This window comes from Muricomes intestini (assembly GCF_004346165.1).
GTDB classification, from domain to species: Bacteria; Bacillota; Clostridia; order Lachnospirales; family Lachnospiraceae; genus Muricomes; species Muricomes intestini.
The window spans coordinates 96492-122926 of record NZ_SLZZ01000011.1 but is presented as its reverse complement, the minus strand read 5'-3'; the positions used below and the strand labels follow the sequence as shown (position 1 = coordinate 122926).

32 protein-coding genes and 1 tRNA gene are annotated in these 26435 nt (G+C 42.4%); 3 read left to right on the top strand and 30 right to left on the bottom strand.

Annotated elements, in window-relative coordinates; all coding sequences use genetic code 11:
• Positions 1–728 precede the first annotated feature (728 nt).
• Positions 729–1961: a 6-phosphofructokinase gene (locus tag EDD59_RS09640; RefSeq protein ID WP_132381346.1), complete on the top strand. Its 1233-nt coding sequence runs from the start codon at positions 729–731 to the stop codon at positions 1959–1961.
• Positions 1962–2079: 118 nt separating this feature from the next.
• Positions 2080–2153, top strand: a tRNA-Arg gene (locus tag EDD59_RS09630).
• A 92-nt stretch (positions 2154–2245) separates the two neighbouring features.
• Here EDD59_RS09630 and trpS read toward each other — a convergent pair.
• From trpS to EDD59_RS09585, 9 genes are all read right to left on the bottom strand, one after another.
• Positions 2246–3334 carry a tryptophan--tRNA ligase gene (trpS, locus tag EDD59_RS09625; RefSeq protein WP_132381345.1) on the bottom strand — a complete coding sequence of 363 codons (1089 nt, stop codon included), beginning with the start codon at positions 3332–3334 and terminating at the stop codon, positions 2246–2248.
• Between the two features lie 355 nt (positions 3335–3689).
• On the bottom strand, positions 3690–4373 hold the full coding sequence (locus tag EDD59_RS09620; RefSeq protein ID WP_132381343.1) for a phosphatase PAP2 family protein: 684 nt from the start codon (positions 4371–4373) through the stop codon (positions 3690–3692).
• Between the two features lie 107 nt (positions 4374–4480).
• Positions 4481–5083 (bottom strand): TetR/AcrR family transcriptional regulator, encoded by a 603-nt coding sequence (locus tag EDD59_RS09615; RefSeq protein ID WP_132381341.1) that lies wholly within the window; start codon positions 5081–5083, stop codon positions 4481–4483.
• Positions 5084–5187: 104 nt separating this feature from the next.
• Positions 5188–6915, bottom strand: coding sequence for an A/G-specific adenine glycosylase (gene mutY / locus EDD59_RS09610; RefSeq protein WP_132381339.1), 1728 nt, complete (start codon positions 6913–6915; stop codon positions 5188–5190).
• Between the two features lie 10 nt (positions 6916–6925).
• A complete protein-coding gene (locus EDD59_RS09605; RefSeq protein WP_207670390.1) occupies positions 6926–7672 on the bottom strand; it encodes an amino acid ABC transporter ATP-binding protein in 747 nt (248 codons plus the stop codon).
• Complete coding sequence (locus EDD59_RS09600; RefSeq protein ID WP_132381335.1) at positions 7662–8354, bottom strand: amino acid ABC transporter permease; 693 nt, start codon at positions 8352–8354, stop codon at positions 7662–7664. The genes EDD59_RS09605 and EDD59_RS09600 overlap by 11 nt, the downstream gene beginning before the upstream one ends.
• Before the next feature lie 14 nt (positions 8355–8368).
• Positions 8369–9148: a basic amino acid ABC transporter substrate-binding protein gene (locus EDD59_RS09595; protein WP_132381333.1), complete on the bottom strand. Its 780-nt coding sequence runs from the start codon at positions 9146–9148 to the stop codon at positions 8369–8371.
• Between the two features lie 209 nt (positions 9149–9357).
• Positions 9358–10185: an undecaprenyl-diphosphate phosphatase gene (locus EDD59_RS09590; RefSeq protein WP_132381331.1), complete on the bottom strand. Its 828-nt coding sequence runs from the start codon at positions 10183–10185 to the stop codon at positions 9358–9360.
• Positions 10179–11024 carry a Cof-type HAD-IIB family hydrolase gene (locus tag EDD59_RS09585; RefSeq protein WP_132381329.1) on the bottom strand — a complete coding sequence of 282 codons (846 nt, stop codon included), beginning with the start codon at positions 11022–11024 and terminating at the stop codon, positions 10179–10181. Before EDD59_RS09585 ends, EDD59_RS09590 begins: the two co-directional genes overlap by 7 nt.
• A gap of 345 nt (positions 11025–11369) precedes the next feature.
• On the opposite strand from EDD59_RS09585, the gene EDD59_RS09580 reads away from it, so the two are divergent.
• Entirely contained in the window at positions 11370–12467 is a 1098-nt protein-coding gene (locus EDD59_RS09580) for a cell wall hydrolase (protein WP_132381327.1), read from the top strand.
• Between the two features lie 207 nt (positions 12468–12674).
• Here EDD59_RS09580 and adhE read toward each other — a convergent pair whose 3' ends face one another.
• From adhE to rpsQ, 21 genes are all read right to left on the bottom strand, one after another.
• Complete coding sequence (adhE, locus tag EDD59_RS09575) at positions 12675–15293, bottom strand: bifunctional acetaldehyde-CoA/alcohol dehydrogenase (protein WP_132381325.1); 2619 nt, start codon at positions 15291–15293, stop codon at positions 12675–12677.
• Between the two features lie 285 nt (positions 15294–15578).
• Positions 15579–16109 carry a bL17 family ribosomal protein gene (locus EDD59_RS09570; protein ID WP_132381323.1) on the bottom strand — a complete coding sequence of 177 codons (531 nt, stop codon included), beginning with the start codon at positions 16107–16109 and terminating at the stop codon, positions 15579–15581.
• A gap of 124 nt (positions 16110–16233) precedes the next feature.
• Positions 16234–17193: a DNA-directed RNA polymerase subunit alpha gene (locus tag EDD59_RS09565; RefSeq protein ID WP_132381321.1), complete on the bottom strand. Its 960-nt coding sequence runs from the start codon at positions 17191–17193 to the stop codon at positions 16234–16236.
• A gap of 76 nt (positions 17194–17269) precedes the next feature.
• The gene (gene rpsD, locus EDD59_RS09560; protein ID WP_132381319.1) at positions 17270–17863 is read right to left on the bottom strand and encodes a 30S ribosomal protein S4; all 594 of its coding nucleotides are present in this window, start codon (positions 17861–17863) and stop codon (positions 17270–17272) included.
• A 98-nt stretch (positions 17864–17961) separates the two neighbouring features.
• A complete protein-coding gene (gene rpsK / locus EDD59_RS09555; RefSeq protein ID WP_089982794.1) occupies positions 17962–18357 on the bottom strand; it encodes a 30S ribosomal protein S11 in 396 nt (131 codons plus the stop codon).
• A 39-nt stretch (positions 18358–18396) separates the two neighbouring features.
• Positions 18397–18765 carry a 30S ribosomal protein S13 gene (gene rpsM / locus EDD59_RS09550; protein WP_132381317.1) on the bottom strand — a complete coding sequence of 123 codons (369 nt, stop codon included), beginning with the start codon at positions 18763–18765 and terminating at the stop codon, positions 18397–18399.
• A gap of 318 nt (positions 18766–19083) precedes the next feature.
• A complete protein-coding gene (rpmJ, locus tag EDD59_RS09545; protein ID WP_073105013.1) occupies positions 19084–19197 on the bottom strand; it encodes a 50S ribosomal protein L36 in 114 nt (37 codons plus the stop codon).
• 119 nt (positions 19198–19316) lie between these two features.
• The gene (gene infA / locus EDD59_RS09540) at positions 19317–19535 is read right to left on the bottom strand and encodes a translation initiation factor IF-1 (protein WP_132381315.1); all 219 of its coding nucleotides are present in this window, start codon (positions 19533–19535) and stop codon (positions 19317–19319) included.
• Between the two features lie 132 nt (positions 19536–19667).
• Complete coding sequence (locus EDD59_RS09535) at positions 19668–20312, bottom strand: adenylate kinase (RefSeq protein ID WP_132381313.1); 645 nt, start codon at positions 20310–20312, stop codon at positions 19668–19670.
• Positions 20313–20393: 81 nt separating this feature from the next.
• On the bottom strand, positions 20394–21746 hold the full coding sequence (gene secY, locus EDD59_RS09530) for a preprotein translocase subunit SecY (protein WP_132381311.1): 1353 nt from the start codon (positions 21744–21746) through the stop codon (positions 20394–20396).
• The gene (gene rplO / locus EDD59_RS09525) at positions 21746–22186 is read right to left on the bottom strand and encodes a 50S ribosomal protein L15 (protein ID WP_132381309.1); all 441 of its coding nucleotides are present in this window, start codon (positions 22184–22186) and stop codon (positions 21746–21748) included. The genes secY and rplO overlap by 1 nt, the downstream gene beginning before the upstream one ends.
• Before the next feature lie 26 nt (positions 22187–22212).
• A complete protein-coding gene (gene rpmD, locus EDD59_RS09520) occupies positions 22213–22392 on the bottom strand; it encodes a 50S ribosomal protein L30 (RefSeq protein WP_132381307.1) in 180 nt (59 codons plus the stop codon).
• 16 nt (positions 22393–22408) lie between these two features.
• Complete coding sequence (gene rpsE, locus EDD59_RS09515) at positions 22409–22918, bottom strand: 30S ribosomal protein S5 (RefSeq protein ID WP_132381305.1); 510 nt, start codon at positions 22916–22918, stop codon at positions 22409–22411.
• Positions 22919–22933: 15 nt separating this feature from the next.
• Positions 22934–23302 carry a 50S ribosomal protein L18 gene (rplR, locus tag EDD59_RS09510; protein WP_132381303.1) on the bottom strand — a complete coding sequence of 123 codons (369 nt, stop codon included), beginning with the start codon at positions 23300–23302 and terminating at the stop codon, positions 22934–22936.
• A gap of 18 nt (positions 23303–23320) precedes the next feature.
• The gene (gene rplF, locus EDD59_RS09505) at positions 23321–23863 is read right to left on the bottom strand and encodes a 50S ribosomal protein L6 (protein WP_132381301.1); all 543 of its coding nucleotides are present in this window, start codon (positions 23861–23863) and stop codon (positions 23321–23323) included.
• A gap of 179 nt (positions 23864–24042) precedes the next feature.
• Positions 24043–24444, bottom strand: coding sequence for a 30S ribosomal protein S8 (rpsH, locus tag EDD59_RS09500; RefSeq protein ID WP_132381299.1), 402 nt, complete (start codon positions 24442–24444; stop codon positions 24043–24045).
• 172 nt (positions 24445–24616) lie between these two features.
• Positions 24617–24802, bottom strand: coding sequence for a type Z 30S ribosomal protein S14 (locus EDD59_RS09495; protein WP_089982806.1), 186 nt, complete (start codon positions 24800–24802; stop codon positions 24617–24619).
• A gap of 13 nt (positions 24803–24815) precedes the next feature.
• Positions 24816–25355 carry a 50S ribosomal protein L5 gene (gene rplE / locus EDD59_RS09490; protein WP_132381297.1) on the bottom strand — a complete coding sequence of 180 codons (540 nt, stop codon included), beginning with the start codon at positions 25353–25355 and terminating at the stop codon, positions 24816–24818.
• 23 nt (positions 25356–25378) lie between these two features.
• Positions 25379–25690, bottom strand: coding sequence for a 50S ribosomal protein L24 (gene rplX / locus EDD59_RS09485; protein ID WP_089982808.1), 312 nt, complete (start codon positions 25688–25690; stop codon positions 25379–25381).
• Between the two features lie 13 nt (positions 25691–25703).
• The gene (rplN, locus tag EDD59_RS09480; protein WP_132381295.1) at positions 25704–26072 is read right to left on the bottom strand and encodes a 50S ribosomal protein L14; all 369 of its coding nucleotides are present in this window, start codon (positions 26070–26072) and stop codon (positions 25704–25706) included.
• Between the two features lie 70 nt (positions 26073–26142).
• A complete protein-coding gene (gene rpsQ / locus EDD59_RS09475) occupies positions 26143–26427 on the bottom strand; it encodes a 30S ribosomal protein S17 (protein WP_333791671.1) in 285 nt (94 codons plus the stop codon).
• Positions 26428–26435 lie beyond the last annotated feature (8 nt).

Sequence of the window (26435 nt, the reverse complement as noted above, 5' to 3'; positions counted from 1 at the left end):
GGAGTCCTATTCTCTGTTTGGCCCAGACGTGATAAAAGCACTGCAGCTTCGGTACATAGCACCTGACGAAGTTGTGCTGACACCGAAGCTGCTTAGGCATTAACCATATAAATTTATAAACCGCTACCACTTAGACAACTTTCACAAAAACGATAGCGACCTGTAGGAGTTAGTCTTGGAAACGCCGATTCCCAGAGGTCTACTTAGCGTGTCTGAATTTTGGAGTTGTTTATAAATTTAGACTTATTTTATCACGAAACAAGCTTATGCGGTGCAAAAACTTTTGTATTTGTCATATTTTTTTAGGGTATGTAGAACTTAATCTTTCATACCGGGTTTACTTTTGTAATTCAGGAAAACTATATGGTTGAGTTCCTTTTTGGTTATTTTTGTCATATTATATCGTCTTGTGTATTTTTACTTTATTTGTGCTTTTACCGTTTACAATATGTGCACAATGCACTAAAATGTTGTTATAGGTTAATTTATATGATACCAGGGCCAAAAGGTCATGCGTTTCATGCTTGCATGAAAAAGCATGACTTTGGGACCCATAAAACATGAGAAAGAAGCCCGAGTAGGGCGGATTTCGAATGTTTTTAGGATTGCGGGAGCACAAAGTGCGGAGCAATCCGTAGGTATCAGGGGGCAAAATACCTTTTGACCCCTACATCATTTATATGTTAAAAACATAACGAATACTAATTCGGGAGACGGAGGTAACAGACATGCAAGGAAATATTATAGTCGGACAATCGGGAGGGCCTACAGCCGCTATTAACTCAAGCCTCGCCGGGGTATACCGCACTGCGAGGGACCGTGGTGCGGGCAAGATTTTCGGGATGCTACATGGAATACAGGGACTATTACAGGAAAGATATATTGACTTATCCGAATTCATCATTACTGAACTGGATGCCGAATTGCTGAAAAGAACTCCTGCTGCATTCCTGGGCTCCTGCCGATATAAACTTCCCGGTATTCACGAGAATAGGGGAGTTTATGAAAAGATATTTAATATACTAGATAAACTTAATATCGAAACGTTTATTTACATTGGCGGAAATGACTCCATGGATACCATCAAGAAGCTTTCTGATTATGCAATTGTCACCGGGCATCCAGCCCGCTTCATAGGCTGCCCAAAAACTATTGATAATGACCTTGCCCTCACCGATCACACACCGGGCTTTGGAAGTGCAGCAAAGTATATTGGAACCTCTGTCAAGGAAATTATACGTGACAGTTTCTGTCTGGAGTATGAGAAGGGCCTCGTATCCGTTGTGGAAATCATGGGACGCAATGCAGGCTGGCTGACGGGGGCTGCTGCTCTGGCAAAAGGAGAAGACTGTGCCGGACCTGATTTAATTTACCTTCCTGAACTTCCTTTTGATATAGAGAAATTTGGCCTCAAGGTACAGGAACTTTTGTCAAAAAAGCCGTCTGTTGTGGTGGCTGTATCTGAGGGCGTGCGCCTGCCTGACGGACGTTATGTATGTGAGCTTGGGCAGAGCCTTGACTTTGTAGATGCCTTTGGACACAAACAGCTTTCCGGCACGGCTAATTATCTTGCAAGTTATATTGCCGGTGAATTTGGATGTAAGACACGCACTATCGAGCTCAGCAGCTTGCAGCGTTCTGCCTCCCACTGTGCCTCCCGGGTGGATATTCTGGAAGCTTACCAGGTTGGTGGCGCCGCAGTAAAGGCGGCCGACGAAGGAGACTCAGGCAAGATGGTGATATTGAACCGCCTTTCAGATGATCCTTATCAAAGCGGCACTGAAGTAAAAGATGTTCACAAAATTGCCAACGACGAAAAGCTGGTTCCCAGAGAATGGGTAAATGAAGACGGAAACTACGTAACAGATGCATTTGTCAATTATGTCCGTCCGCTCATCCAAGGTGATGTATCTCCAATCATGGTGGACGGTATCCCCAGACATCTATTTCGTCCGGTTTAATATCAGGAAGTTTATGTCTGAACTGTTACGCAACTGCAACTTTTTTTGTCAAATATATTGACAGGCCTTCTAATCTATTATATAATTATCTTTGCTGTGAACGTAGCAGTTCCAGCATGTGCGCGTAGCTCAGCTGGATAGAGCGTCTGGCTACGGACCAGAAGGCCGGGAGTTCGAATCTTCTCGCGCACGTCAAAAAGATGTACTTTCGTTATAAGGAAGTACATCTTTTTTATACCTATAAATTCAATATTACAGATGAAGGGCTAAATATAATTCACATCTTATCCTTCTCGAAACCTTTCTGCCTGTGCATTGATCAGTTCCTGGTCCTCAAAGTAATTAATCTTCATTGCTCCTTTTACTTCCCTGAGAGTTTCAGCTGCCACACTTTCAGCTTTCTCGCTACCTTTTTTCAATATTTCATATACATAAGGAATATTCTTTTGATATTCCTTTCTTCTTTTTCTGATTGGCTCCAGCTCCGCCTGAAGCACAGAATTCAGAAAACGCTTCACCTTCATATCACCAAGGCCGCCACGTTTATAATGTTCCTTCAGCTCGTCCAGGTTTTTATAATCCGGTAAAAATTCTTCAAAATACTCCGGCCTGCAAAATGCATCCAAGTAAGTGAATACTGTATTTCCTTCCAATTTGCCTGGGTCCTCAACTCTAATATGTGTCGGGTCCGTAAACATACTAAATACTTTTTGTTTTACAGAATCCGGCTCATCAGACAAATAGATACAATTATTCAGAGATTTGCTCATCTTGGCTTTCCCATCAGTGCCGGGCAGTCTCTGGCATGCCTCATTATCCGGAAGTAAAATTTCAGGCTCTACAAGTGTCTCTCCATAGACCGAATTAAATTTTCGGACAATCTCTTTTGTCTGTTCCAGCATTGGAAGCTGATCCTCCCCCACAGGTACTGTTGTTGCCTTAAAGGCCGTGATATCAGCTGCCTGGCTGATAGGATATGTGAAAAAGCCGACCGGGATGCTGGCTTCAAAATTTCGCATCTGAATCTCTGTCTTCACAGTAGGGTTACGTTGAAGCCGGGATACCGTGACCAGATTCATATAATAAAATGAAAGTTCACAAAGCTCTGGTATCTGGGACTGTATAAACAGTGTTGACTTCTCTGGTTCCAGTCCACAGGCCAGGTAATCCAAAGCCACCTCTATAATATTCTGACGTACCTTTTCCGGGTTGTCTGCATTGTCTGTCAGTGCCTGTGCATCTGCTATCATAATAAATATATCGTCAAACTCGCCCGTATTCTGCAGCTCTACCCTCCGCTTTAAAGAACCGACATAATGCCCTACATGCAGCCTTCCTGTGGGTCTGTCTCCTGTTAATATAATCTTACCCATACTCTTTTTGCTTCCTCCTAATCCGTTTGTAGTCCTTTCACATTATAACACCACTTGAATTGTTTTGGCTATAGGAAACGTGGCTTCCCAGTATATGAAAGTAACAGTTCAGCCATGCGAATTTTCGACAGCGTAGGCAGGAGAAAGCTTGCTTTCGTATGCATATGCTGCCGAAAATTCATATGGCGCTCTGCCACAGCGAGATGAAGCGCAGCACATGTCCTTGGTTAGCAACCATAGTGTGGTTGTTTAACAAGGACGGTACCCTTGGGGTGGAATCGAGCTGATGGCTGAACTGTTACATATGAAAACACCCCTCGATAAGGAGGAGTGCAAAAATCAACTTTTTTCAGAACTATCTTCCCCAAGAAGCTATTTTTTGTTCTGCTGTCTTTGGAGCCTTTTTCTTATTTGGTTCATATACAAACTGGAAGAGTGCGTAGGCCATCAATCCACCGGCCATCACATCTATGACGGAGTGTTGTTTCAAAAACATTGTGGCTAAAATAATCAGGCCTGCCAGGACATAAGCACTCCAGCTGATAATCTTATGTTTGCGCAGGGCTGCACTGTCACAGATGGCTATACAGGCACTTATAGAATTAAACACATGCAGGCTTGGGAGAACATTCGTGGGAGTGTCCGCACGGTAAAGTGCTTTTACCAGATCCGTAAAAATATTATCTCGCGGAAAATATACGGGGCGTAAATTGACACCGTTTGGAATCAGGGTGGAAATAATCAGGAAAATGGTCATTCCCGTAAACATTAATTTCGCCAGCCTATAAAATCCTTCTACATCCGTGAAGAAAAAATATAAAAAAGTGGCAGCAATAAAAACGAACCACAGTAAGTATGGGACGATGAAATATTCCACAAATGGTATCTTATCATCTATCGCAATGTGAATCACATGATAATTTGATGTTACATGCTTTTCAAGATATAAAAACCAGGGCATATAGATTAGTATATATCCAAACACCCATGCATGCTTATACTTCTTGATGAGACCGGCAGCTTTCTCTTTAAGACTCATATGGAACTCTCCCTCTTTTTGAATACGAATCTCTTATAGCTTCTCCGATTATAGCACGAATCCAGCTTCTCAACAATATGCTTTAGAAAAGCTTAACAAAGTTTTCACTAAAAAATAGTGCTGTCCAGATATTTTCCTAAAGACCGTCTCATATTCCCTTCAAAATTGGCTTTTCCGCTGCGCAGACACCACTCGAATACATTTCCGATTACAATCATCCTGATATCTGTAGTAAATTCTTCAATCCCTACATTCAGCTGTATAATTTTTTCCTGGACTGCCCTTTCGACATATGTCTGCACCGTTACGATAGGATATGGGCGCTCTGTACGACTGTCAGGATTTAATGCCTGGTTCTTCGTATCATAGTAAGCAGACATAAATTCTACACCTAGATCGCGGCAATACCGGGCATAATTTAAATATACATAAATGATTGCCGTTTTTGCCTCCTCTGCACTCCCTGGAAGATCCAGGAGATCCGGATTAATGCTGGGCTGTTCCTCGATATAATAGGAAAGCAGATCATCCTTAGTCTTAAAGTGATGATAAAAACTTCCATTAGATACTCCTGCTTCCTCACAGATATTCTTTATGGAAAGTTCCTCGTATCCTTTTTTTCTCAAGATTGTCTTTGCTGCCAGAAATATCCGCTCTTTCGTCTCCCGGGACTTCTGCTGCTGCCTTGATAGCTCTGCCTTTTGGCCCATAACTGAACACTCCTTCTATCCGGTTGATTGTCGTTTAAGTATATCATAAATCATATAATCGTTCAACAAAACAGAGCGAACTCTAAAACAACCTTGTTGCAGTTTCAGAGCCGCTCCCGGTAAGCTTCAAATGCAGAGGGTATGGGATATTTTTCCTTAATTTCTGATCTGGATGCAAATATCATTTCCCGGCTGCAGTTTTTTTCCAATTCATCGACTTTTATCTCATACCCTATCATATGCCACTCTACATGGCTGAATATATGCTTTGCATCCTTCACCTTCTTGATATGAAGGGGAGAAAGCCCAATAGAATGACAGTATTCTATGACCTCTTTTTTGTTTAGATGGCCTTCCAGATTAGGCAGCTCATACAATCCGGCAAGGAGGCCTTTTGGCGGTCGTTTCTTTATCGCCAGAGTACTTCCGTCTTTCAAAATCAGAACTGTTCTATTCTCAATCTTTCTCGCCTTTGGCTTCGTCCTCACAGGCAATTCCTTCTCCACCCCCAAAAGCCTTGCACGGCACAGATAAGAAACGGGACATTCCCCACATTTTGGTTTTCCGCCCGGAAGGCAGACTATAGCTCCAAGTTCAATCAGCCCCTGATTAAAATCTGAGGCCGCGTCAGGTGGTATTACTTCTTCCACTTCTGCCTCTATCCGTGTTCTGACTCCTGCCTTCATAATATCGTCCCTGCTGGCTGTAAGCCTTGATACCACCCGCAGTACGTTGCCGTCCACAGCTGCTTTTGCCAGCCCATAGACAAAAGAACTGACAGCTCCTGCCGTGTAATTGCCAATTCCCTTAAGAGAGCGTATCTCCTCGTAAGTATGAGGAAATTCTCCGTGATAGTCCATCATAATCTGCTGTGCGGCTTTCTGCATATTCTTAACTCTATTGTAGTATCCAAGCCCTTCCCACAGCTTCAGCAGCTTATCTTCCTGTACTTCCGCAAGGTCTTCTACAGTAGGAAGCTCCTTTAAAAACCTTTCATAGTAAGGTTTTACGGCTTCTACCCGTGTCTGCTGCAGCATGATTTCGGAAATCCAGACATGATAGGCACTCACATCATGCCGCCAGGGCAAGTCTCTCTTGTTTTCGCGATACCAGCTGATAATCGGGTCCACTGCCTCTTTAAGGACAGGGCTGCCCAGCACTACAGGCACCGCTTCATCCAGTTCAATACTGTCTGCCGCCACCTTGCAGTCATAGGCCAGAATCTTGACTCCGGCTTTCCTGGCTTCCCTCAGTGCGTTACCAAAAGCAGGGTGTGTGTCTACATTTGGCATGAAATACCGAACCCCTTTCATTTGCACGACAAATATCACCCAGGCCCCGTACCCCTCTTTCACCGCACTGGACAATTCACTCATATGTTTGACTGCACGTTCACTGGGTGCATCGGGAAAGCGAACTACACCGTTCTCTTCTAAGGTCACGCCTTTCACTTCAATAAAATTTCTTCTTCCTTCTGCTTCCACATAAAAGTCAAATCTGGAGTTCTTATAAGTTGTCTCCGGCTTCACATAGGGCCTATCTCCAAATGGATGCCCCGACTCAAGCCACTCCTGAACTACCCTATTCGGAATCTGCGAATCCATGTTAATCAGACGTTTGCCTTTTTCTACTGCAATCAAATCCCAACCAGTCTTTCGTGCCGGACTGTCATTTCTTTGCACATAAATAACAGCCCCAGGTATGAGCAATTCTGCACACCGCCCGGTATTCTTCACATGTATGGTTTCACGTTTGCTGTTCAATTCGGCATACGCGATAAATCTATTCGGACGTTCCAGAAATACCGCTTTTTCTATTCTTTCATATTTCATCTGCTATTCTCTACAATATTTTTGATAAAAATTCTTTTAGCCTTGGATCCTTCGGGTTATCAAAGAATTCCTCCGGCGTCCCCTGCTCCTTTATCTTCCCCTCATCCATAAAAATAACTCTTGAGGCTACTTCTTTTGCAAAGCCCATCTCATGAGTCACCACAACCATTGTCATTCCATCATGAGCCAGCTTTTTCATCAGTTCCAGCACTTCACCGACCATTTCCGGATCAAGTGCAGATGTAGGTTCGTCAAACAACATAACCTCCGGATCCATTGCCAGTGAACGTATAATTGCAATACGCTGCTTTTGCCCTCCCGATAGCCGGGATGGATAGGTATTTGCTTTTTCCTCCAGTCCCACCAATTTCAGCAATTCCATGGCATTTTCCTGTGCCTCTTCTTTGCTTTTTTTCAGAAGCTTAATCGGAGCCAATGTGATATTCTCGAGTATGGTTTTATGGGGAAACAGGTTAAAATGCTGAAACACCATCCCCATTTTTCGGCGATGCAAATCTATATCTGTCTCCTTGCTTGTAATATCCACGCCTTCAAAATATACATGTCCTTTTGTGGGCATCTCAAGCAGATTCAGGGAGCGGAGAAAGGTGGATTTTCCGGAGCCTGATGGCCCGACGATTACGACAACCTCCCCTTTGCGTATTTCCTCGGAAACTCCATCCAGCGCATGAAGCCTGTTGTTATAAACTTTATATAAATCTTCTACCTTTATTAATACTTGTCCATCAGTGATCACTATTTCTCAGCCTCCTCTCCAGCATATTTACAAGTTTTGTAAATATCATTACCATGACGAGGTAAACCAACGCTATACCAATGAGCGGCATGAATGCATCATAGGTGCGGCTTCGAATGATATCCCCGCCTTTTGTGAGGTCCTGCAGTGCAATGTAACCGGAAACCGAAGTTTCTTTTAAAAGTACAATAAACTCATTTCCCAGTGCCGGAAGAACATTCTTGAAGGCCTGGGGCATAATAATATGAATCATAGTCTGTACATAGTTGAAACCGAGACTGCGTCCCGCCTCAAACTGCCCGTTGTCTACGGACATGATACCAGAGCGGAATATTTCAGCAACATACGCTCCCGAATTCAGACCAAAAGCCATGATTGCCACTAAAACCTTACTAATATCAGAACTGCCGAAAATAACAAAATAAATAATCAGCAATTGTACAACGACAGGTGTACCCCTGATAACAGTAAGATATACCTTACACAAAACATTAAGTATTTTCAATTTTCCAGTCTTATCGTAGGTGGAACGTACAATTGCAATCAAAAATCCAAGCACGATACCGATAATAACTGCAAAGAAGGTCACTTCCAAAGTGACCCCCAGTCCGTCTAAAATATATTCCCAGCGCTTGCCATCTATAAAATTCTCATAAAACTTATCCTGCAATGTCTGCAACATTTTTTTATCCTCTTCTACTTATCACTGTCGCTGCTGATGTATTTTCCCACAATTTCATCCAGTTTGCCGGAATCCTTTAAGCTTGCCAGTGCATCATTAATTTTATCCTTTAGTTCGTCATTGCCCTTCTTTACAGCGATGGCATATTCCTCCTCTGTGAACGCTTCATCAAGAATTTTCAGTCCGTCTGCTTCTTTCACAAATTCTTTTGCCGGCTCTCCGTCAATGATGACTGCATCGATTTTGCCCTGCTGCAGTGCCTGAACAGCCTCGAATCCTTTGTTGTAACGCTCTACTGACGCATCCTCAATATCATCCGCATAGATATCACCTGTTGTCCCCAGCTGTACACCAATCTTCTTTCCCGTCAGATCATCTGGTCCTGCAATTTCACTGTCCTCTGTTACAATAATTACCTGAGTAGCCGTTGCATAAGTATCAGTGAAATCAACATTTTTCAGACGCTCCTTTGTCACCGTCATGCCTGCTGCCCCGATATCGGCTTTTCCACTGGATACCGCTGCGATGATGGAGTCAAACGCCATATCCTCAATTTTCAGCTTCATACCCAATTCATCGGCAACAGCGGCTGCAATGTCAGCATCAATACCAACCACATCTTTTCCCTCATAATATTCATAGGGAGGGAACTCTGCATTGGTGGCCATGACCAGTGTGTCTTCCTTCTTATTGCCACTATCCCCGGAACTGCTATCATCTTTCTTAGAGCCACATGCCGCCAGTGAAAGCACACAAGCTGTCACTAAAAGTAAACTTAAAAATTTTCTCTTCATCTTTCTATTCCTCCAAACTAATCTTATCCTTGCATAATAATACACAATACCTTTATATTTTATCATGTTTTTCCTAAAAAACAAGGGGATATATACCTTTTTCCTGTATATTCATAACAGTTCAGCCATCAGCTTGATTTCACCCCAATGGTACCAGCCTTGTTAAACAACCACACTGCGGCTGCTAACCAAGGACATGTGCTGCACTGTTATGCAAACAGTGCACTCATCCCGAAATAAAGCAGTACAATGATCCCCAGTACAATTCTGTAGTATCCAAATACCTTAAAGTCATGTCCTTTGATATACTGCATCAGGAACCTAATAGCAAATATGGACACTCCAAAAGAAACTGCACAGCCGAGTAGAAGGAGAAATCCTTCCATTCCCGTAAAATGAAAACCAAACTTAATAATTTTCAATAAGCTTGCTCCGAACATAACGGGGATGGCGAGGAAAAATGTAAATTCTGCAGCTACAGCTCTCGACGCACCGATTAGCAGACCCCCGATAATGGTCGCTCCGGACCGGGAAGTTCCCGGAATCAGGGCAAGCACCTGAAACCCTCCAATTAACAGGGCCATGGGAACTGTAAGGTCTGACAGCCGCCTCACGGCCGGCTTTACATGTTCATTGCGCTTTTCTACCACAATAAATATAACACCGTAGAGTATGAGCATAATTGCCACAACTACATAATTCATTAGATGTTCGTCAAGAAAGTCATCAAACAACAGGCCTATAATCGCAGCCGGTACAGCCGCCACGATAACCTTTACCCACAATTGCAGGGTAAGCTTCTTTTGTTTATCTGTCTTGATCCTTGAAAATGGATTCAGCTTATGGAAATAGATTACAACAACGGCAAGAATTGCGCCCAGCTGAATCACCACGTTAAACATAGACATGAAGTCATCGCTCATTTTGAGCTTCACAAACTCTTCTACCAGTATCAAATGTCCCGTACTGCTGATTGGCAGCCATTCGGTGATTCCTTCCACAATTCCCAGTATAATTACTTTTAAAGCTTCTAACATACTTTTCCTCCTCTTAGCGCAAACTGCTCAATTGCTTTTGCTGCCCCTTCTTCTATATTCGATAAAGTTATGTAATCCGCAGCGGCTTTTACTTCTTCTTCTGCATTTTCCACGGCAACTCCCAGACCAACCTCTTTGAGCATGGCAATGTCATTGTCTCTGTCTCCGCATGCCATAATTTCTTCTCGTCTGATGCCAAGCACTTTTCCCAGCCCCAAAAGTGCCGTTCCTTTGTTTACCCCAGATGCATTAATCTCTATGTTATATCCCAGGGAGGTGACCAATACAATACCTTCCTGTTTCTCCAGCTCCGCCCAGGCTGCCTTTTGCTCTTCACTGTCGGCAAATACTGCCTGAATCTTATCCATATCCTTGTTTTTATGCTCAATCAATGCTGCAATATCCCTCACTGCTTTCCTGCTTTTAAGTACATACTCCCACATATTTGAATCGTGATGATAGTGACCTATGTTTTTCAGTTTTTGTTCCTCTACATAGCCCTGACCGTCAAAATATACCTCTTGTAATGTATCATATTTTCTGAAAGTTTCCAATGCTTTCTTTCCTCTTTCCATCGGAAGAAGCCTCTCAATAAGCGGTTTGCTTTCTTTTGTATCTATCACCCTTGCCCCATTGGACGTAATGGCATAGCGGATACCGGGATAAAGCCTTAGTTCCTCTGGAATTCCCATAAATGGCCTGCCGGTAGCCGCCAGCACAATAATGCCCTGTTCTATAGCCTGATTTAGAATCTGTCTTGTATATGGAAGGATTTCTTTCTTTTCATTTAAAAGAGTGCCATCCAGATCTAACCCTATCATTTTTATCTGATGCTTCATGAATTGCCAGTCCTCCTGCTTTTTGTAAAACCATTCTTTATAAAAATTTGTAACAGTTCAGCCATGCGAATTTTCGACAGCGTAGGCAGGAGAAAGCTTGCTTTCGTATGCATATGCTGCCGAAAATTCATATGGCGCTCTGCCACAGCGAGATGAAGCGCAGCACATGTCCTTGGTTAGCAACCGTAGTGTGGTTGTTTAACAAGGACGGTACCCTTGGGGTGGAATCGAGCTGATGGCTGAACTATTACAAAAATTTTCTAATTTATTCTATCAAAGTTTGCTTAATAAAGCAATTTATAGTATAATATCAAAGCACAACTATTTAGAAAGGAATTAATGATTATGAAATTGCGCTTAAAACATGTGGGACGAGCTCTTGTATCTCTTGCCTGCTCTCTCACATTAGTACTTTCCGTCGTTCCGGTTCACGCCGAAGACAAGGAAAGTCTGGAAAGCAAAACTTCAGATTTGAAGGGGCAGCTTGCAGGTATCAATAATGAACTTCTCTCCATAAGTGATGAGATCTCCACGAATGAAATGCAAGTTGAAGTTACCAATGGCGAAATTCAAAGGACAAAAGATTCCTTAGCCGAAGCAGAGGCAAACGAAGCAAAGCAATACGAAGATATGAAATCCCGTATTAAGTATATGTATGAGACCGGCAATTCAAGCTTGCTGCAGATACTTTTTTCAGCGGAGGATATGTCAGACTTCCTGAATAAAGCAGACTTTATACAAAATATCAGTGACTATGACCGGGACATGCTTCTTGAACTACAAAAGACCCAGAAAAAGATTTCTGACCAAAAAGATACTTTGGAAGCACAGCAGAATTCCATGCAGCAGCTGCAGACAGATCTTAAAGAGCGTCAGGATGAGTTAGTAAAAAAGGCAGCCGCTACATCTACGGACTTGAACACTTACAATGCCAAACTGGAAAAGCTCCGTGCGGACGAAGCCGCAAGACTTGCCGCAGAAGCACAAGCAAAGGCAGCCGCCGCGGCAGAAGCTGTAGCAGCGAATGTTTCTAATACCCCGGGGAGGGGTTCGGGCGGTACTGTTATCAACACGGGCGGTACAAGTGTATCGGGAAGCGAGCTGGATATATTTGCCGCAATATTAGACTGTGAGGCGATGCATGACTACAATTCTATGCTGGCCGTGGCAACAGTCATTATGAATCGTGTACAGAGTCCCTCCTTCCCTAATTCGATTTCAGATGTGGTGTATGCCTACGGACAATTTGAACCTGTACAGACCGGACGCATTGACACCGTACTTTCAAACGGCCCGAGTGATCTTGCATACAGCGTGGCTCAGGATGCAATTAGCGGCGCCAGGCTGGCAGAAGTAGCTGACTGTTATTTCTTTCTCTATGCAGGTACAGCAAACAGACCTGGAGTAAACATAGGAAATAATCTGTTCTTCCCAAGCTGGTAGAAATAAAAATGAGGATACCGCTCTTTGCGGTATCCTCATTTTTATTTCCGCGAGCAACGAGCCAAGCGGAAATGCTTGCATTTTCATTTGGCGACTGCCGCGAGGGTCAAATACTCTGCAGCTTGCTGCGCTGCAAGTTTGATGCCCCATCCGCTTGCTGCGGAGTATTTGACTTCTGTCCTTATTTCCTAAATGGTGCCCTGCTAATTATTTTCCATAGTAACATTTCAGATAAATCTCTTTTATCTCTTTCAACAATGGATATCTCGGATTAGCTCCTGTACACTGATCATTAAAGGCCTGCTCAACCATATTATCCAATGTATCAAGGAAGTACTTCTCGTCAATACCATACTCTTTGATAGACTTTTTGATTCCTATCTTTTCCTTCAACATTTCCAGCCTTGCAATAAAATCTTCAAAGACTTCATTATCATCCTTGCCGGTACACCCTGCAAAGCGTCCCAGCTCAGCATATCTTGCCAGAGCATCCGGATATGGATACTGAGAGAAGGTTCCCATCTTGGCAGGTGCTTCAGCCGCGTTATATCTCATAACCTCCGTGAGCAGAACCGCATTGGCAACACCATGGGGCAGATGGTGGAAAGCACCCAGTTTATGTGCCATAGAATGGTTAACTCCCAGAAATGCATTTGCAAATGCCATACCCGCCATACAAGAAGCATCAGCCATCTTTTCACGGGCTATTGGGTCATCTGCTCCATTATCATACGCAGAGGGCAGATAGTCGAATACTGTCTTTACAGCCTTCATGGACAAGGGCTGGGTAAAGTCTGTAGCCATAATGGAAACATAGGATTCAATGGCATGAGTCATAACATCAATTCCTGAAGCGCTGGTCAGGCCTTTGGGCTGTGTCATCATATTATCAACATCTACGATTGCCATGTTGGGAAGAAGTTCGTAGTCCGCCAGGGGCCATTTTACACCCGTATCTGCGTCTGTAATAATGGCAAAGGGTGTCACTTCGGAACCTGTTCCCGCAGAAGTAGGAATTGCTACAAAATATGCCTTCTCTCCCATTTTGGGGAAAGTAAATACTCTTTTGCGGATATCCATAAAATCCATAGCCAGATCTTCAAAGTTTACTTCTGGATGCTCATACATAAGCCACATAATCTTTCCTGCATCCATTGCAGAACCGCCGCCCAAGGCAATGATTGTATCCGGTTCAAAAGCGGAGAGCATCTCTGCTCCTTTTCTTGCACACTGCAGAGTCGGATCGGGCGCAACATCGAAAAAACATGAATGCTGAATTCCCATCTCATCCAATTTTGCCTCAACAGCATCCACATAACCATTCTTGTACAAGAAAGAGTCTGTTATGATAAAAGCTTTCTTTTTATGCATAATCGTCCCAAGCTCATCCAGCGCTACCGGCATACATCCTTTCTTAAAGTAAACCTTTTCAGGTACTCTGAACCAAAGCATATTCTCTCTCCTCTCGGCAACTGTCTTTATATTTAGCAGATGTTTTACTCCTACGTTCTCAGATACAGAGTTACCGCCCCAGGAGCCGCATCCAAGGGTAAGAGAAGGAAGCAGTTTAAAGTTATAGAGATCGCCGATTCCTCCCTGTGAAGAAGGTGTGTTTATCAATACTCGTCCGGTCTTCATCGCCTCTGCATGCTTTGCCAACTTTTCCTTTTGACTTGGATGCACATAGAGAGAAGATGTATGTCCATATCCGCCGTCAGCTACAAGCCTCTCAGCCTTCTGCAGGGCCTCATCAAAAGTTTTTGCTTTGTACATGGCAAGGACAGGGGACAGCTTTTCATGTGCAAATTCTTCTGAAGGTTCCACCGATTCCACTTCCCCAATCAAAATCTTTGTGTCAGCCGGAACGTCTACACCTGCCATTTTTGCAATATCATATGCTGACATTCCAGGAATTTTCGAGTTAAGTGCGCCATTGACGATAATAGTCTTGCGCACCTTATCAAGCTCATCTCCCTTTTTTAGAAAATAACACCCGCGATAAGCAAATTCTTTTTTTACTTCATCATATATGCTCTCAAGAACCGTCACCGACTGCTCGGAGGCGCAAATCATGCCATTGTCAAACGTCTTAGAATGGATAATGGAATTTACGGCCACTTTTATGTCTGCCGTATCATCAATAATGACCGGTGTATTTCCAGATCCTACTCCCAATGCAGGTTTTCCGGATGAATATGCTGACTTTACCATACCCGGTCCGCCTGTTGCAAGAATAACATCTGACTCCCGCATAACTTGTGTCGTAAGGTCAAGGGAAGGTGCATCTATCCATCCAATGATTCCTTCCGGTGCCCCTGCTTTTACGGCAGCATCAAGTACAATTTTAGCTGCCTCTATAGTACATTTTTTCGCAGCCGGATGAGGGCTGATAATGATAGCATTTCTTGTTTTCAAACTGATTAATGTTTTAAAAATTGCAGTGGACGTAGGGTTTGTGGTAGGAATAACTGCCGCAATCAATCCAAGAGGTTCTGCAATTTTCTTAATTCCATATGCCGGATCCTCCTCAACAACACCACAAGTCTTTGTGTGTCTGTACGCATTATAGGTGTACTCTGCCGCATAGTGGTTCTTAATAACCTTATCCTCTACAACACCTCTTTGCGTTTCTTCCACCGCCAACTTAGCAAGGGGGATACGCTGTTTATTAGCCGCCATAGCTGCCTCAAAGAAAATCTTATCTACCTGCTCCTGCGTGTATGTAGCAAACACCTTTTGTGCCTGCCGCATTGACTTCATCTTCGCTTCAAGTGTTTCTGCACTGTCCACAATATCAGGCAGAACTGCCTTATCCTTTTTCGCCATTTCTATTCTTCCTCCTGTTATTGAATTCTGCTTTAGTTTTATGTCTGGCATGTAACTAGTTTACATAATTATGAACTTATTGTCAATATTTTAACGTTATATTTTTAACGTTAAAATATTGACATTATTTGTAATAATTGCACATGGGAAGTCAAAAGGGACAGTCCCTTTTGAGCACCGTTTTCAGAATTGTTTTACAATTAAAAAAAGAGGAGACGAAAATATGGACATTAACCATATTTTTGTCTCCTCTTTTTTCTTTTTTCTGTCAAATATTAATGAATGTTATACTAACTCAATCAGCACTTCCATTGCAGCATCGCCTTTACGCTGTCCGATTTTTACAATTCGGGTGTATCCGCCATTGCGGTCAGCATATTTAGGAGCAATCTCAGAGAATAGTTTATCAACTAAATCAATCTCTTTCACGTTTTTCTTTTTTCCTTTAGCCGGAATTTCCTTTACCGGATAAAGAACTTTCAGCATCTCTCTTCTCACATGAAGTCTGCTCGGTGAATCTTTTTTTATTGTTTTGTCAACCTCATCATATACAGTAACTTTCTTACCGTCAACGACTTCTTTGACTCTCTTTCCATCTTTGTCTTTGCGTGCAACTTTTGCTTTTACTGTTACTTCTTCAAAATTGTCTTTTTCTCTCACCGCTGCAGCAATCAGACCTTCTGCCATCTTGCGGATTTCCTTTGCCTTAGCTTCTGTAGTAACAATCTTACCATTGCTCAGCAGTGCTGTTACCTGACTTCTGAGCAGAGCTTTTCTCTGGCTAGATGTTCTGCCAAGCTTCCTATATTTTGCCATTGTTTTAATCCTCCATTGTGAAACATTTGGTTATGCATCTTCGGGCTTATTAATCAAATGCCCTGTCATGCACATCGGGCTTACTGACAGGAAAATTCAAAAAATAATTCACAGGCAGGGGCGCTTACTCATCACCCTGATTCAGTTCAAGGTCTAATTCCTTCAACTTAGCCAATACTTCTTCTAATGACTTACGTCCAAGATTACGCACCTTCATCATATCTTCCGGTGTTTTGTTCGTAAGCTCTTCTACGGTGTTGATACCTGCTCTCTTCAGGCAGTTGTAAGAACGGACAGAAAGTTCAAGTTCATCAATGCTCATTTCCAGTACTTTCTCTTTCTCGTCGTCTTCCTTCTCAATCATCACCTCAGCAGCCTGAGCCACTTCTGATAAATCTATGAATAACTTCAGATGCTCACTAAGCACCTTTGCTGCCAAGCTGACAGCCTCATCAGGAAGCAATGTACCTTTTGTCCATACATCTAATGTAAGTTTGTCATAGTCTGTAATCTGGCCGACACGTGTGTTCTGAACTGTAAGATTCACACGCTCTACCGGTGTGTAGATGGAATCAATCGGAATAACACCAATAGGCAAGTCTTCATTTTTGTTCTTGTCTGCACTTACGTATCCTCTGCCTTTTGTAATGGTAAGTTCCATGTACAATTTGCTGCCCTTGCCGCCGCTTAAAGTGGCAATGACCTGGTCAGGATTCATAATCTCGATATCGGAATCCGCCTGAATGTCGGCACCTGTCACAACGCCTTCACCGTCAAATTCGATATATGCAGTCTTTACTTCGTCTGATTCTGATGTATTCTTAATTGCCAATGATTTCAGATTCATGATAATCTCGGTTACATCTTCTTTTACACCCGGAATGGAACTGAATTCATGCAGAACTCCCTCAATCTTAACAGAACTGATTGCGGCTCCCGGCAGAGAAGAAAGCATGATTCTCCTTAGGGAATTGCCAAGGGTTGTTCCATATCCTCTTTCCAGAGGCTCCACAACAAATTCTCCATACTTCTTATCTTCTGAAATTTCAGTAATTTCAATATTAGGTTTATTAAAATCAAACACTACACAGACCCTCCTTATGGGCTAAAATATGTTGAGGGGTACTCATGTTAAGTGCCAAGCTTAATCCAATCAGGGATTATTTAGAATATAACTCGACGATTAACACTTCATCAACGGGCACGTCAATTGCCTCTCTTTTGGGAAGTTCTTTCACTGTAGCTTTCAGATTCTCAGCGTCAACCTCCAGCCAGTCAGGAATTATATTCCCGCCTGTTACTTCAAGAATATCCTTGTATCTCTGACTTCCTTTGTGTTTTTCTTTGATTTCAATTGTATCTCCGGCCTTTACAAGGTAAGAAGGAATATTCACCTGTTTGCCGTTTACCATTACATGCTTGTGATCAACAATCTGTCTTGCTTCTTTTCTTGTTCTTGCAAATCCCATACGGAACATTACGTTGTCCAGTCTGCTCTCCAGAAAAATCATCAGGTTCTCACCTGTCATGCCTTCCATCTTCTTTGCTTTCGCATAATAGTTTCTAAAAGGTTTTTCCAATACACCATAGATAAACTTTGCTTTCTGCTTCTCACGCAGCTGAAGGCCATACTCGCTCATTTTTCTATTTGATCTTTTCAACTGTCTGTTAGATTTCTTACTAATTCCTAAATAGATTGGATCCATACCTAAGGAACGGCATCTTTTAAGAACCGGAACTCTATTTACTGCCATATTTAGCTTCCTCCTATTATTATCCGCGGAAAAATACCCTTAGGTACAATATCCGCGCCTTACGTTTCTCATAGTAAATATCCAAAACACTCCAGAGGCTAAACTCTTCTGCGTTTCGGAGGACGGCATCCATTATGTGGTACCGGTGTTACGTCTCTGATGCTTGTTACATCAATTCCGTTTGCCTGAAGAGCACGGATTGCTGCTTCTCTTCCTGAACCAGGACCTTTTACGAAAACATCTACCGTCTTCAGACCATGAACTAATGCTGCTTTTGCTGCTGTCTCAGCTGCCATCTGTGCTGCATATGGAGTAGATTTCCTTGAACCTCTAAATCCAAGACCGCCCGCACTTGCCCATGAAAGAGCATTCCCCTGTGCATCTGTCAATGTAACAATTGTATTGTTAAAAGATGACTGGATGTGTGCTTGTCCCCGTTCAACGTTTTTCTTGACACGTTTTTTTGTCACTTTTTTGGTAACTTTTTTAGCCATTTAAACTAACCTACTTTCTCAAATTCTCATTAATATCGTTTACTTTTTCTTGTTAGCTACAGTTCTCTTTGGACCTTTACATGTTCTTGCATTAGTTTTTGTCTTCTGACCACGCACCGGAAGGCCTTTTCTATGACGGATTCCGCGGTAGCAGCCGATTTCTTTCAATCTCTTGATATTCAGCTGAATCTCTCTTCTCAGATCACCTTCTACGGTCTGAGTCTCATCAATTACTTCGCTGATTTTCTTTACCTCTTCACTGGTTAAATCTCTTACACGAGTGTCAGGATTCACTCCTGCCTCTGCAAGAATACGGTTTGAACTTGTTCTGCCGATTCCATAGATATAAGTCAAACCAATTTCTACACGTTTGTCTCTTGGTAAGTCTACACCTGCAATACGAGCCATGTGTCTTTCCTCCATTTCAAATCTGTTATCATATTGTCCCTAACTGGGATGCTCTTCGGCTACAGGAAAGGTGCTTCCTTCTTCCTTTTGAGCATCCAGGTATACATCCTATCATGTATACCCTTTCCCGGCGCAAATAAATGTTCTGCAAAAACCGGGTATTATAAGCAATATACAGGATAAAAACCCACCACTTACGGTACCTGCATCTTAAGCAGTATGGTGTATCCTTACTGTATATTAAACAGCCCCACACACCGCCTGGTGTATCGTGCTGTCAGCCGCCTAATTCATACACAAACTATCCCCTGCTCTGTATTAGCCCTGTCTTTGTTTGTGTTTCGGATTCTCACAGATTACTCTGACGCTTCCTTTTCTTTTAATAATCTTGCATTTTTCACAAATTGGTTTTACTGATGATCTAACCTTCATGTCAAATCCTCCTTCCATCCTTTGCTCAGCTGTACGTTTCAGACTGATTTTAGGCACACCTATCCAAAAACAGCCATTTCATAGTATAACACCTTACTTTAGTCAAAGTCAATACTTTTTTATTTATCTCTCCAAACAATTCTGCCCTTACTCAGGTCATACGGGGACATTTCCAACGTTACCTTGTCTCCCGGCAAAATCTTGATGAAGTTCATACGAAGTTTTCCGCTGATATGCGCCAGTACAATATGGCCATTCTCCAGCTCTACCTTAAACATTGCATTTGGCAGTTTTTCAGCTACTATCCCTTCAATTTCAATTACGTCAGTTTTTGACATACTTAATCCTCCTGCGGATGCATTCCAATTTCTTTTCCGGCAGACAGTTCTATTTCCACCATCTGCCAGATATATATATTCAGAATTAACATCAATTATAACATCTATACAATCTTTATCACACTATTTCTACTATTCTCCCAGTATCTTCACGATTTCAGAAAACACATCCTCTATATCTATGGTTCCGTCTATCTCTTTGAGAATCCCTGCAGATTTATAGTAATCAATGAGGGGCTGTGTCTGTTCATGATAAACATCCAGACGTTTCTTTACTGTCTCCGGTTTGTCATCATCCCTCAAAATCAGGCTGCCTCCACACCTATCACAGACGCCTTCCTTTTTTGTCGGAGCATATACCATGTGATATGTTGCACCGCAGTCTACGCATGCACGTCTTCCCGACATGCGCCTGACAATATTTTCATCCGGCACTTCAACATCAATTGCATAATCCACTCTCTGTCCCAACTCCTCCAACGCCTTATCCAGCGCTTCTGCCTGTGGAATTGTCCTGGGAAATCCGTCCAAAATATATCCTGAATCACAGTCTGGCTGATTCACTCTGTCTACAACCAGATCAACAACAAGTTCATCCGGCACCAACAGACCCTGGTCCATGTACGTTTTTGCTTTCTGGCCCAGCTCTGTTTGATCTTTAATATTTGCCCTGAATATATCTCCTGTAGAAATATGCGGTACTTTATATTTTTCTGCAATCTTCTTTGCCTGTGTTCCTTTACCTGCTCCGGGGGCGCCTAACATAACTATCTTCATATATGTGTTCCTCCATATAGTACATTAACCCGCCTGTTTCATCCCTGAAAGATGAAACTTAAGCGAGCTAAGTAGTTTCAATTAATAACCAAGGAAACTGTTTTTCATACTGCTTCCTTTATTATTCAAGAATCCTGTGTAATTTCGTACAAGCATCTGCGATTCGATCTGCTTTAGCGTATCCAGAACCACACCCACAATAATAATCAAAGATGTACCGCCGAATGATACATTCGCATTAAATACACCATTGAAGAAATAAGGTATCACCTGTACAATGACAAGCCCGCATGCACCAATGAATATAATATAATTTAATATTTTTTGCAGATAATCAACAGTCGGCCTGCCCGGACGGATTCCGGGGATAAAACCGCCGCTCTTCTTCATATTGTTTGCCACTTCCATAGGATTGAATGTAATGGAGGTATAGAAATAGGCAAAAAATATACTCAGTGCAATATAAACAATCAGGCCAAGCGAATAAACCGGGTTGTCCGGGTCACACCAATTATTGGAACTCATTCCTCTTAAGATCTGGCTTCCGATTCCTGTACCACTGCCCTTTCCTATGAATGAAGCAATCACTACAGGGAACTGCATAAGTGATGATGCAAAGATAACCGGAATAACGCCTGCTGTATTAACCTTTAGGGGAATATGTGTAGACTGACCGCCATAGGTCCTTCTGCCCTGCACCTTCTGTGAGTATTGAACAGCAATCCTTCTTTCACCGCCTTGAAGTATAACAACAAACACAACAACAAGCAGCAGTACCCCGACAATTATAATTGCTGCCAGGCCTCCGCTGGCAATGCTTTGTCCTTTTATAAACTGTTCATAAAGAGTAACAAAGTCATTTGGCACACGGGAAAGAATGTTGATAAGCAGGACAATGGAAATTCCGTTTCCCACACCTTTTTCTGTGATGCGCTCGCCAATCCACATTAGGAAAGCAGAGCCCGCTGTAAGTGTACATACTACAATAGCAGCATTCACAAAATTATATTCCATAAGAAGCCCCTGACGTCCAAATCCTACTGACATAGCAATAGATTCAATCAAAGCAAGAGCTACTGTGACATAACGGGTAATTGCTGCAATTTTCTTTCTTCCATCTTCTCCTTCTTTTTGCATCTCCTCCAATTTAGGAATCGCAATGGTTAGAAGCTGCATGATAATCGAAGATGTGATGTATGGTGTAATGCTCAGTGCAAACACAGACATCTGCGTAAAGGAACCCCCGGTAAATGCATCAAAGAAATTGAATGCATCACCGGATTGATTCGCGAAAAAATTCTGGATGTAGGTTGGATCCACACCTGGTGTAGGCAATTCGGAGCCAAATCTCACAACGACCAGCATTAAAAAGGTATAGAATAGTCTTTTACGGATATCTTCTATCTGAAATGCTCTCCGCACTGTTTCTAGCATTAGATCACCTCTGCTTTTCCACCAAGGGCCTCTATCTTTTCAGCTGCTTTTGCACTAAATGCATTTGCCTGAACGTTAAGCTTCTTAGTTAACTCTCCATTTCCAAGAATTTTTACACCGTCTTTTGAATTTTTAACAATGCCGCTTTCGATTAAAGTCTCAATTGAAACTGTAGCGCCATCTTCAAATACTTCTAAAGCATTTAAGTTAATACCTACGATTTCTTTAGAGTTTCTGCAAGTGAAACCTCTCTTTGGTATTCTTCTGTATAAAGGCATCTGACCACCTTCAAAGCCTGGCCTGGTTGCCCCTGAACGAGCTTTCTGACCCTTGTGGCCCTTGCCGGCTGTCTTACCATTTCCAGAACCGTGTCCCCGGCCTCTTCTGAAATTATCACTCTGCTTAGAGCCGTCTGCTGGTCTCAAGTTTGATAAGTCCATACTATTACCTCCTTATCTTCTTTTATTTAAGCTTCTTCAACTTTCACTAAATGTCTAACCTGCTGTACCATACCTCTGGTAGCTGCATTATCAGGTAACACAACTGTCTTGTTGAGTTTTTTAAGACCCAGCGCTTCAACAGTTCTCCTGTGCTTTGGTACGGCACCGATTGTAGACTTTATTAGTGTAACTTTTAAATTTGCCATTTTAACTTACCTCCTATTAGCCTACGATCTCTTCTACTGATTTACCGCGAAGTTTTGCGACTTCCTCCGGAGTCTTTATTCCTTTCAACCCTTCAATTGTAGCGAGAACGACGTTCTGCTTATTGTTAGATCCTAAAGATTTCGTACGGATATTTTTGATTCCTGCCAGCTCAATTACCGCACGTGCCGGACCTCCGGCAATAACACCGGTACCATCCGGAGCTTTCTTTAATAATACGGAAGCACTTCCGAATTTCCCAATAGTGTCATGTGTGACACTGTCATTTTCATCTAATGCAACCTTAATTAGCTTCTTAGCTGCATCTTCTTTCCCTTTGCGGATAGCCTCAGGAATCTCAGTAGCTTTTCCCAAACCTGCACCAACATGGCCATTGCCATCGCCAACAACCACTAAAGCTGTGAATCTGAAGTTACGACCACCTTTAACAACCTTGGTAACACGTTTGATTGATACTACTCTTTCGTTTAATTCCATTTGTCCAGCATCAATACGTTCCTGTCTCATATGTGTTCTCCCTTCCTAGAAATTCAGCCCGGCTTCTCTGGCCGCCTCTGCTAATGCTTTAACTTTTCCCTGGTATATAAAGCCGCCTCTGTCAAAGACAACATCTGTAATACCTTTTTCTTTTGCTTTTTCAGCAATTACTTTTCCCAAATATGCCGCTGCTTCAACATTGTTGGTCTTTTCCAGTTCTGCTTTCACATCTTTTTGAAGAGTGGAAGCTGCAACCAGAGTGTTCCCGACCGTATCGTCAACGATCTGTACATACATATGCGTATTACTTCTAAACACAGCCAAACGTGGTCTCTGCGCTGTACCGCTGAAACGGTTACGTAATTTCATATGTTTTTTTCTACGAACTTCGGTTCTTGATTTCTTACTAACCATTTTTCACACCCTCCTTATTTATTTCTTACCAGTCTTACCGACTTTACGCCTGATAACTTCATCAGCATATTTGATACCTTTGCCCTTGTACGGCTCCGGTCTTCTTTTATCTCTGATTTCAGCTGCGAATTGACCTACTTTTTCTTTATCAATACCTGATACAGTGATTTTGTTCTGACCTTCCAGAGTTGTCTCAATACCCTCCGGATCAATCATCTCTACCGGATGAGAATATCCTAAGCTAAGCGTCAGTTTGTTCCCTGCTTTTGCTGCTCTGTAACCAACACCATTGACTTCCAGGACCTTCTTATATCCTTCTGTTACACCAACAACCATGTTATTGATTAACGTTCTTGTCAGACCATGTAAAGATTTCATTCTCTTTAAATCATTTGGCCTTGTGACGATAATTTCTTCGCCCTCTTGTTTGATTTCCATTTCAACAGGAAGCTCTTTTACGAGAGTTCCCTTAGGACCTTTTACAGTCACTACGTTATTTTCCGCAATATCTACAGTTACACCTGCAGGAACTGCGATTGGCAGTCTTCCTATACGTGACATACCTTACCTCCTATAACTTAAATTTTCGGAGAAGCTGACAGGCTCCTCTGTTTTCAGTTGCTGTGAGCACTTAACGAGGTCTTTCCGAGTTTAGTGCGAACGTACACCCGGCCCACTTGGTGAGGTTCTTTCGAGCCTAGTAGCTGTGGTGTTTCCTCTTTCTCAGGCTTCACAGTGCATCACCATACAAAGCACAGTACTTCTCCGCCTACGCGGAGTTTTCTAGCTTCTTTGTCTGTAATAACACCTTTGTTTGTAGAAATAATAGCTGTTCCGAGTCCGCCTAATACTTTCGGGATGTCTGCACTGTTGGCATATACGCGAAGTCCAGGCTTGGATATTCTCTTCAGACCGGAAATAACTTTTTCGTTCTTGTCTGCACCGTATTTTAATGTGATGTGGATTGTCTTAAAACTCCCGTCTTCTACAATGTCATATTTTACAATATAACCTTCGTCGAGCAGAATATTGGCAATCGCGATTTTCATCTTAGATGCAGGAACATCAACTGTATCATGTTTAGCAGTATTTGCATTACGAATTCTTGTAAGCATATCTGCGATTGGATCACTCATAGTCATTGATTATTGACCTCCTTAATTTCTTTATCGGTTAAATAAAAGCGTGGAAGTTCTTTTCACTAAGCTCGTGAATACATGGAAGTTCTTTTCACTAAGCTCGTGAAAGACCTCGCTAAGCTCAAAGAACGGCTTACGTGCTAGGCTCGAAAAGACCTCGCCAATCACTGTCAGCCTACCAACTGGCTTTTCTCACGCCTGGGATTTGTCCTTTATATGCCAACTCCCGGAAGCAAATACGGCAGATTCCATATTTTCTTAAATAGGAATGCGGGCGTCCGCAGATTCTGCAGCGGCTGTACTCTCTTGTAGAATATTTTGGTTTGCGCTGCTGTTTAATTTTCATTGATGTCTTTGCCATGAATTTCCCTCCTTTACTTAGTGAATGGCATATTGAACTGTGTCAATAATTCACGGGCTTCCTCGTCAGTCTTGGCCGTTGTAACAAAAATTACATCCATACCTCTGACTTTGTCCACCTTATCATACTCAATTTCAGGGAAAATAAGCTGCTCTTTGATGCCAAGTGCATAATTTCCTCTGCCGTCAAATGCGTTCGGATTGACGCCTCTGAAGTCACGTACACGGGGCAGGGCAAGATTTACCAGGCGGTCAACAAATTCATACATTCTCTCGCCTCTTAAAGTAACCTTACATCCAATCGGCATACCTTCTCTGATCTTGAAGTTTGCAACTGAGTTCTTCGCTTTTGTAAGAACTGCTTTCTGTCCTGAAATCTTCTCCATATCAGCAACAGCTGACTCTAATACCTTTGCGTTTTCCTTTGCTTCGCCGACACCCATATTGACAACGACTTTGTCAAGCTTCGGCACTTCCATAATATTTTTATATCCAAATTTCTTGATCATTGCGCCAATGATCTCATTTTGATATTGTTCTTTCAGTCTACTCAAAGTTCTGGACCTCCTTCCTCGAATTAATCAATGATATCGCCTGTTGATTTAGCAACACGTACCTTCTTATCTCCGTCCATCTTGAAGCCGATTCTTGTAACCTCTCCTTTGTGTACATACATCACATTAGAAATATCGATCTGTCCTTCCTGGTGGATAATACCGCCATTCTGATTAGCAGCGCTTGGCTTCGTGTGCTTTGTGAGCATGTTGACACCTTCAACCAGAACTTTTCCTTCTTTTTTATTTACAGCAATAACTTTGCCTTCTTTATCTTTATCTTTACCGGCAATAACCTTTACGGTGTCGCCCTTTTTGATTTTCATTGTTGACATCTTAAACACCTCCCTAGAGTACTTCCGGAGCCAAAGAAACAATCTTCATGAAATGCTTGTCTCTAAGCTCTCTGGCTACTGGCCCAAAAATACGTGTTCCACGTGGGTTCAAATCGTCTTTTATAATAACAGCAGCATTCTCGTCAAATCTGATATAGGAGCCGTCTTTACGACGTGCACCCTTAACAGTGCGGACAACTACAGCTTTAACAATGTCACCCTTTTTTACAACGCCGCCTGGTGTTGCATCTTTAACGCTGGCAACGATTACGTCTCCGATGTTGGCATATCTTCTTGTAGAACCGCCAAGTACACGGATACACAGTACCTCTCTGGCACCTGTGTTGTCTGCTACTTTAAGTCTACTTTCTTGTTGTATCATGCAGGTAAACCTCCTTTAATATATATGACAGCCTTTCATGCTATCTGATGCCTGCAAAAAATGCAGTCGCTTATTTTGCTTTTTCCATAACTTCCACAAGTCTCCATCTCTTATCTTTAGAGAGTGGTCTTGTTTCCATAACCTTTACTGTATCTCCAACGTTACACTCATTGTTTTCATCATGAGCTTTCAACTTGTAAGTCTTTTTCATGATTTTCTTATAGAGTGGATGCTTAACGTGGTCTTCAACTGCAACAACGATTGTTTTGTCCATTTTATCACTAACAACCTTGCCTGTACGGGTTTTTCTAAGATTTCTTTCTTCCACAGCTTTACTCCTTTCAAACGGTTTCATTATAATGA

What these genes read in the sequence shown, in the direction of transcription:
- rpmJ (WP_073105013.1), bottom strand. Translation starts at nt 19,197, where the DNA reads ATGAAGGTTAGATCATCAGTAAAACCAATTTGTGAAAAATGCAAGATT.
- rplO (WP_132381309.1), bottom strand. Translation starts at nt 22,186, where the DNA reads ATGGACTTATCAAACTTGAGACCAGCAGACGGCTCTAAGCAGAGTGAT.
- EDD59_RS09590 (WP_132381331.1), bottom strand. Translation starts at nt 10,185, where the DNA reads ATGTTAGAAGCTTTAAAAGTAATTATACTGGGAATTGTGGAAGGAATC.
- rpsE (WP_132381305.1), bottom strand. Translation starts at nt 22,918, where the DNA reads ATGAGACAGGAACGTATTGATGCTGGACAAATGGAATTAAACGAAAGA.
- rplN (WP_132381295.1), bottom strand. Translation starts at nt 26,072, where the DNA reads ATGATACAACAAGAAAGTAGACTTAAAGTAGCAGACAACACAGGTGCC.
- EDD59_RS09595 (WP_132381333.1), bottom strand. Translation starts at nt 9,148, where the DNA reads ATGAAGAGAAAATTTTTAAGTTTACTTTTAGTGACAGCTTGTGTGCTT.
- adhE (WP_132381325.1), bottom strand. Translation starts at nt 15,293, where the DNA reads ATGGCGAAAAAGGATAAGGCAGTTCTGCCTGATATTGTGGACAGTGCA.
- EDD59_RS09585 (WP_132381329.1), bottom strand. Translation starts at nt 11,024, where the DNA reads ATGAAGCATCAGATAAAAATGATAGGGTTAGATCTGGATGGCACTCTT.
- rpsH (WP_132381299.1), bottom strand. Translation starts at nt 24,444, where the DNA reads ATGACTATGAGTGATCCAATCGCAGATATGCTTACAAGAATTCGTAAT.
- rpsD (WP_132381319.1), bottom strand. Translation starts at nt 17,863, where the DNA reads ATGGCAGTAAATAGAGTTCCGGTTCTTAAAAGATGCCGTTCCTTAGGT.
- EDD59_RS09570 (WP_132381323.1), bottom strand. Translation starts at nt 16,109, where the DNA reads ATGGCAAAATATAGGAAGCTTGGCAGAACATCTAGCCAGAGAAAAGCT.
- rplF (WP_132381301.1), bottom strand. Translation starts at nt 23,863, where the DNA reads ATGTCACGTATAGGAAGACTGCCAATCGCAGTTCCTGCAGGTGTAACT.
- EDD59_RS09495 (WP_089982806.1), bottom strand. Translation starts at nt 24,802, where the DNA reads ATGGCAAAGACATCAATGAAAATTAAACAGCAGCGCAAACCAAAATAT.
- EDD59_RS09640 (WP_132381346.1), top strand. Translation starts at nt 729, where the DNA reads ATGCAAGGAAATATTATAGTCGGACAATCGGGAGGGCCTACAGCCGCT.
- rpsQ (WP_333791671.1), bottom strand. Translation starts at nt 26,427, where the DNA reads ATGAAACCGTTTGAAAGGAGTAAAGCTGTGGAAGAAAGAAATCTTAGA.
- EDD59_RS09600 (WP_132381335.1), bottom strand. Translation starts at nt 8,354, where the DNA reads ATGTTGCAGACATTGCAGGATAAGTTTTATGAGAATTTTATAGATGGC.
- rpmD (WP_132381307.1), bottom strand. Translation starts at nt 22,392, where the DNA reads ATGGCAAATTTAAAAGTTACACTAATAAAGTCTACAATCGGTGCCGTA.
- infA (WP_132381315.1), bottom strand. Translation starts at nt 19,535, where the DNA reads ATGTCAAAAACTGACGTAATTGAAATTGAAGGGATAGTAGCTGAAAAA.
- trpS (WP_132381345.1), bottom strand. Translation starts at nt 3,334, where the DNA reads ATGGGTAAGATTATATTAACAGGAGACAGACCCACAGGAAGGCTGCAT.
- EDD59_RS09615 (WP_132381341.1), bottom strand. Translation starts at nt 5,083, where the DNA reads ATGGGCCAAAAGGCAGAGCTATCAAGGCAGCAGCAGAAGTCCCGGGAG.
- rpsM (WP_132381317.1), bottom strand. Translation starts at nt 18,765, where the DNA reads ATGGCTCGTATTGCAGGTGTAGACTTACCAAGAGACAAACGTGTAGAA.
- secY (WP_132381311.1), bottom strand. Translation starts at nt 21,746, where the DNA reads ATGCTAGAAACAGTGCGGAGAGCATTTCAGATAGAAGATATCCGTAAA.
- rpsK (WP_089982794.1), bottom strand. Translation starts at nt 18,357, where the DNA reads ATGGCTAAAAAAGTTACCAAAAAAGTGACAAAAAAACGTGTCAAGAAA.
- EDD59_RS09535 (WP_132381313.1), bottom strand. Translation starts at nt 20,312, where the DNA reads ATGAAGATAGTTATGTTAGGCGCCCCCGGAGCAGGTAAAGGAACACAG.
- rplX (WP_089982808.1), bottom strand. Translation starts at nt 25,690, where the DNA reads ATGTCAACAATGAAAATCAAAAAGGGCGACACCGTAAAGGTTATTGCC.
- mutY (WP_132381339.1), bottom strand. Translation starts at nt 6,915, where the DNA reads ATGAAATATGAAAGAATAGAAAAAGCGGTATTTCTGGAACGTCCGAAT.
- EDD59_RS09620 (WP_132381343.1), bottom strand. Translation starts at nt 4,373, where the DNA reads ATGAGTCTTAAAGAGAAAGCTGCCGGTCTCATCAAGAAGTATAAGCAT.
- EDD59_RS09580 (WP_132381327.1), top strand. Translation starts at nt 11,370, where the DNA reads ATGAAATTGCGCTTAAAACATGTGGGACGAGCTCTTGTATCTCTTGCC.
- rplR (WP_132381303.1), bottom strand. Translation starts at nt 23,302, where the DNA reads ATGGTTAGTAAGAAATCAAGAACCGAAGTTCGTAGAAAAAAACATATG.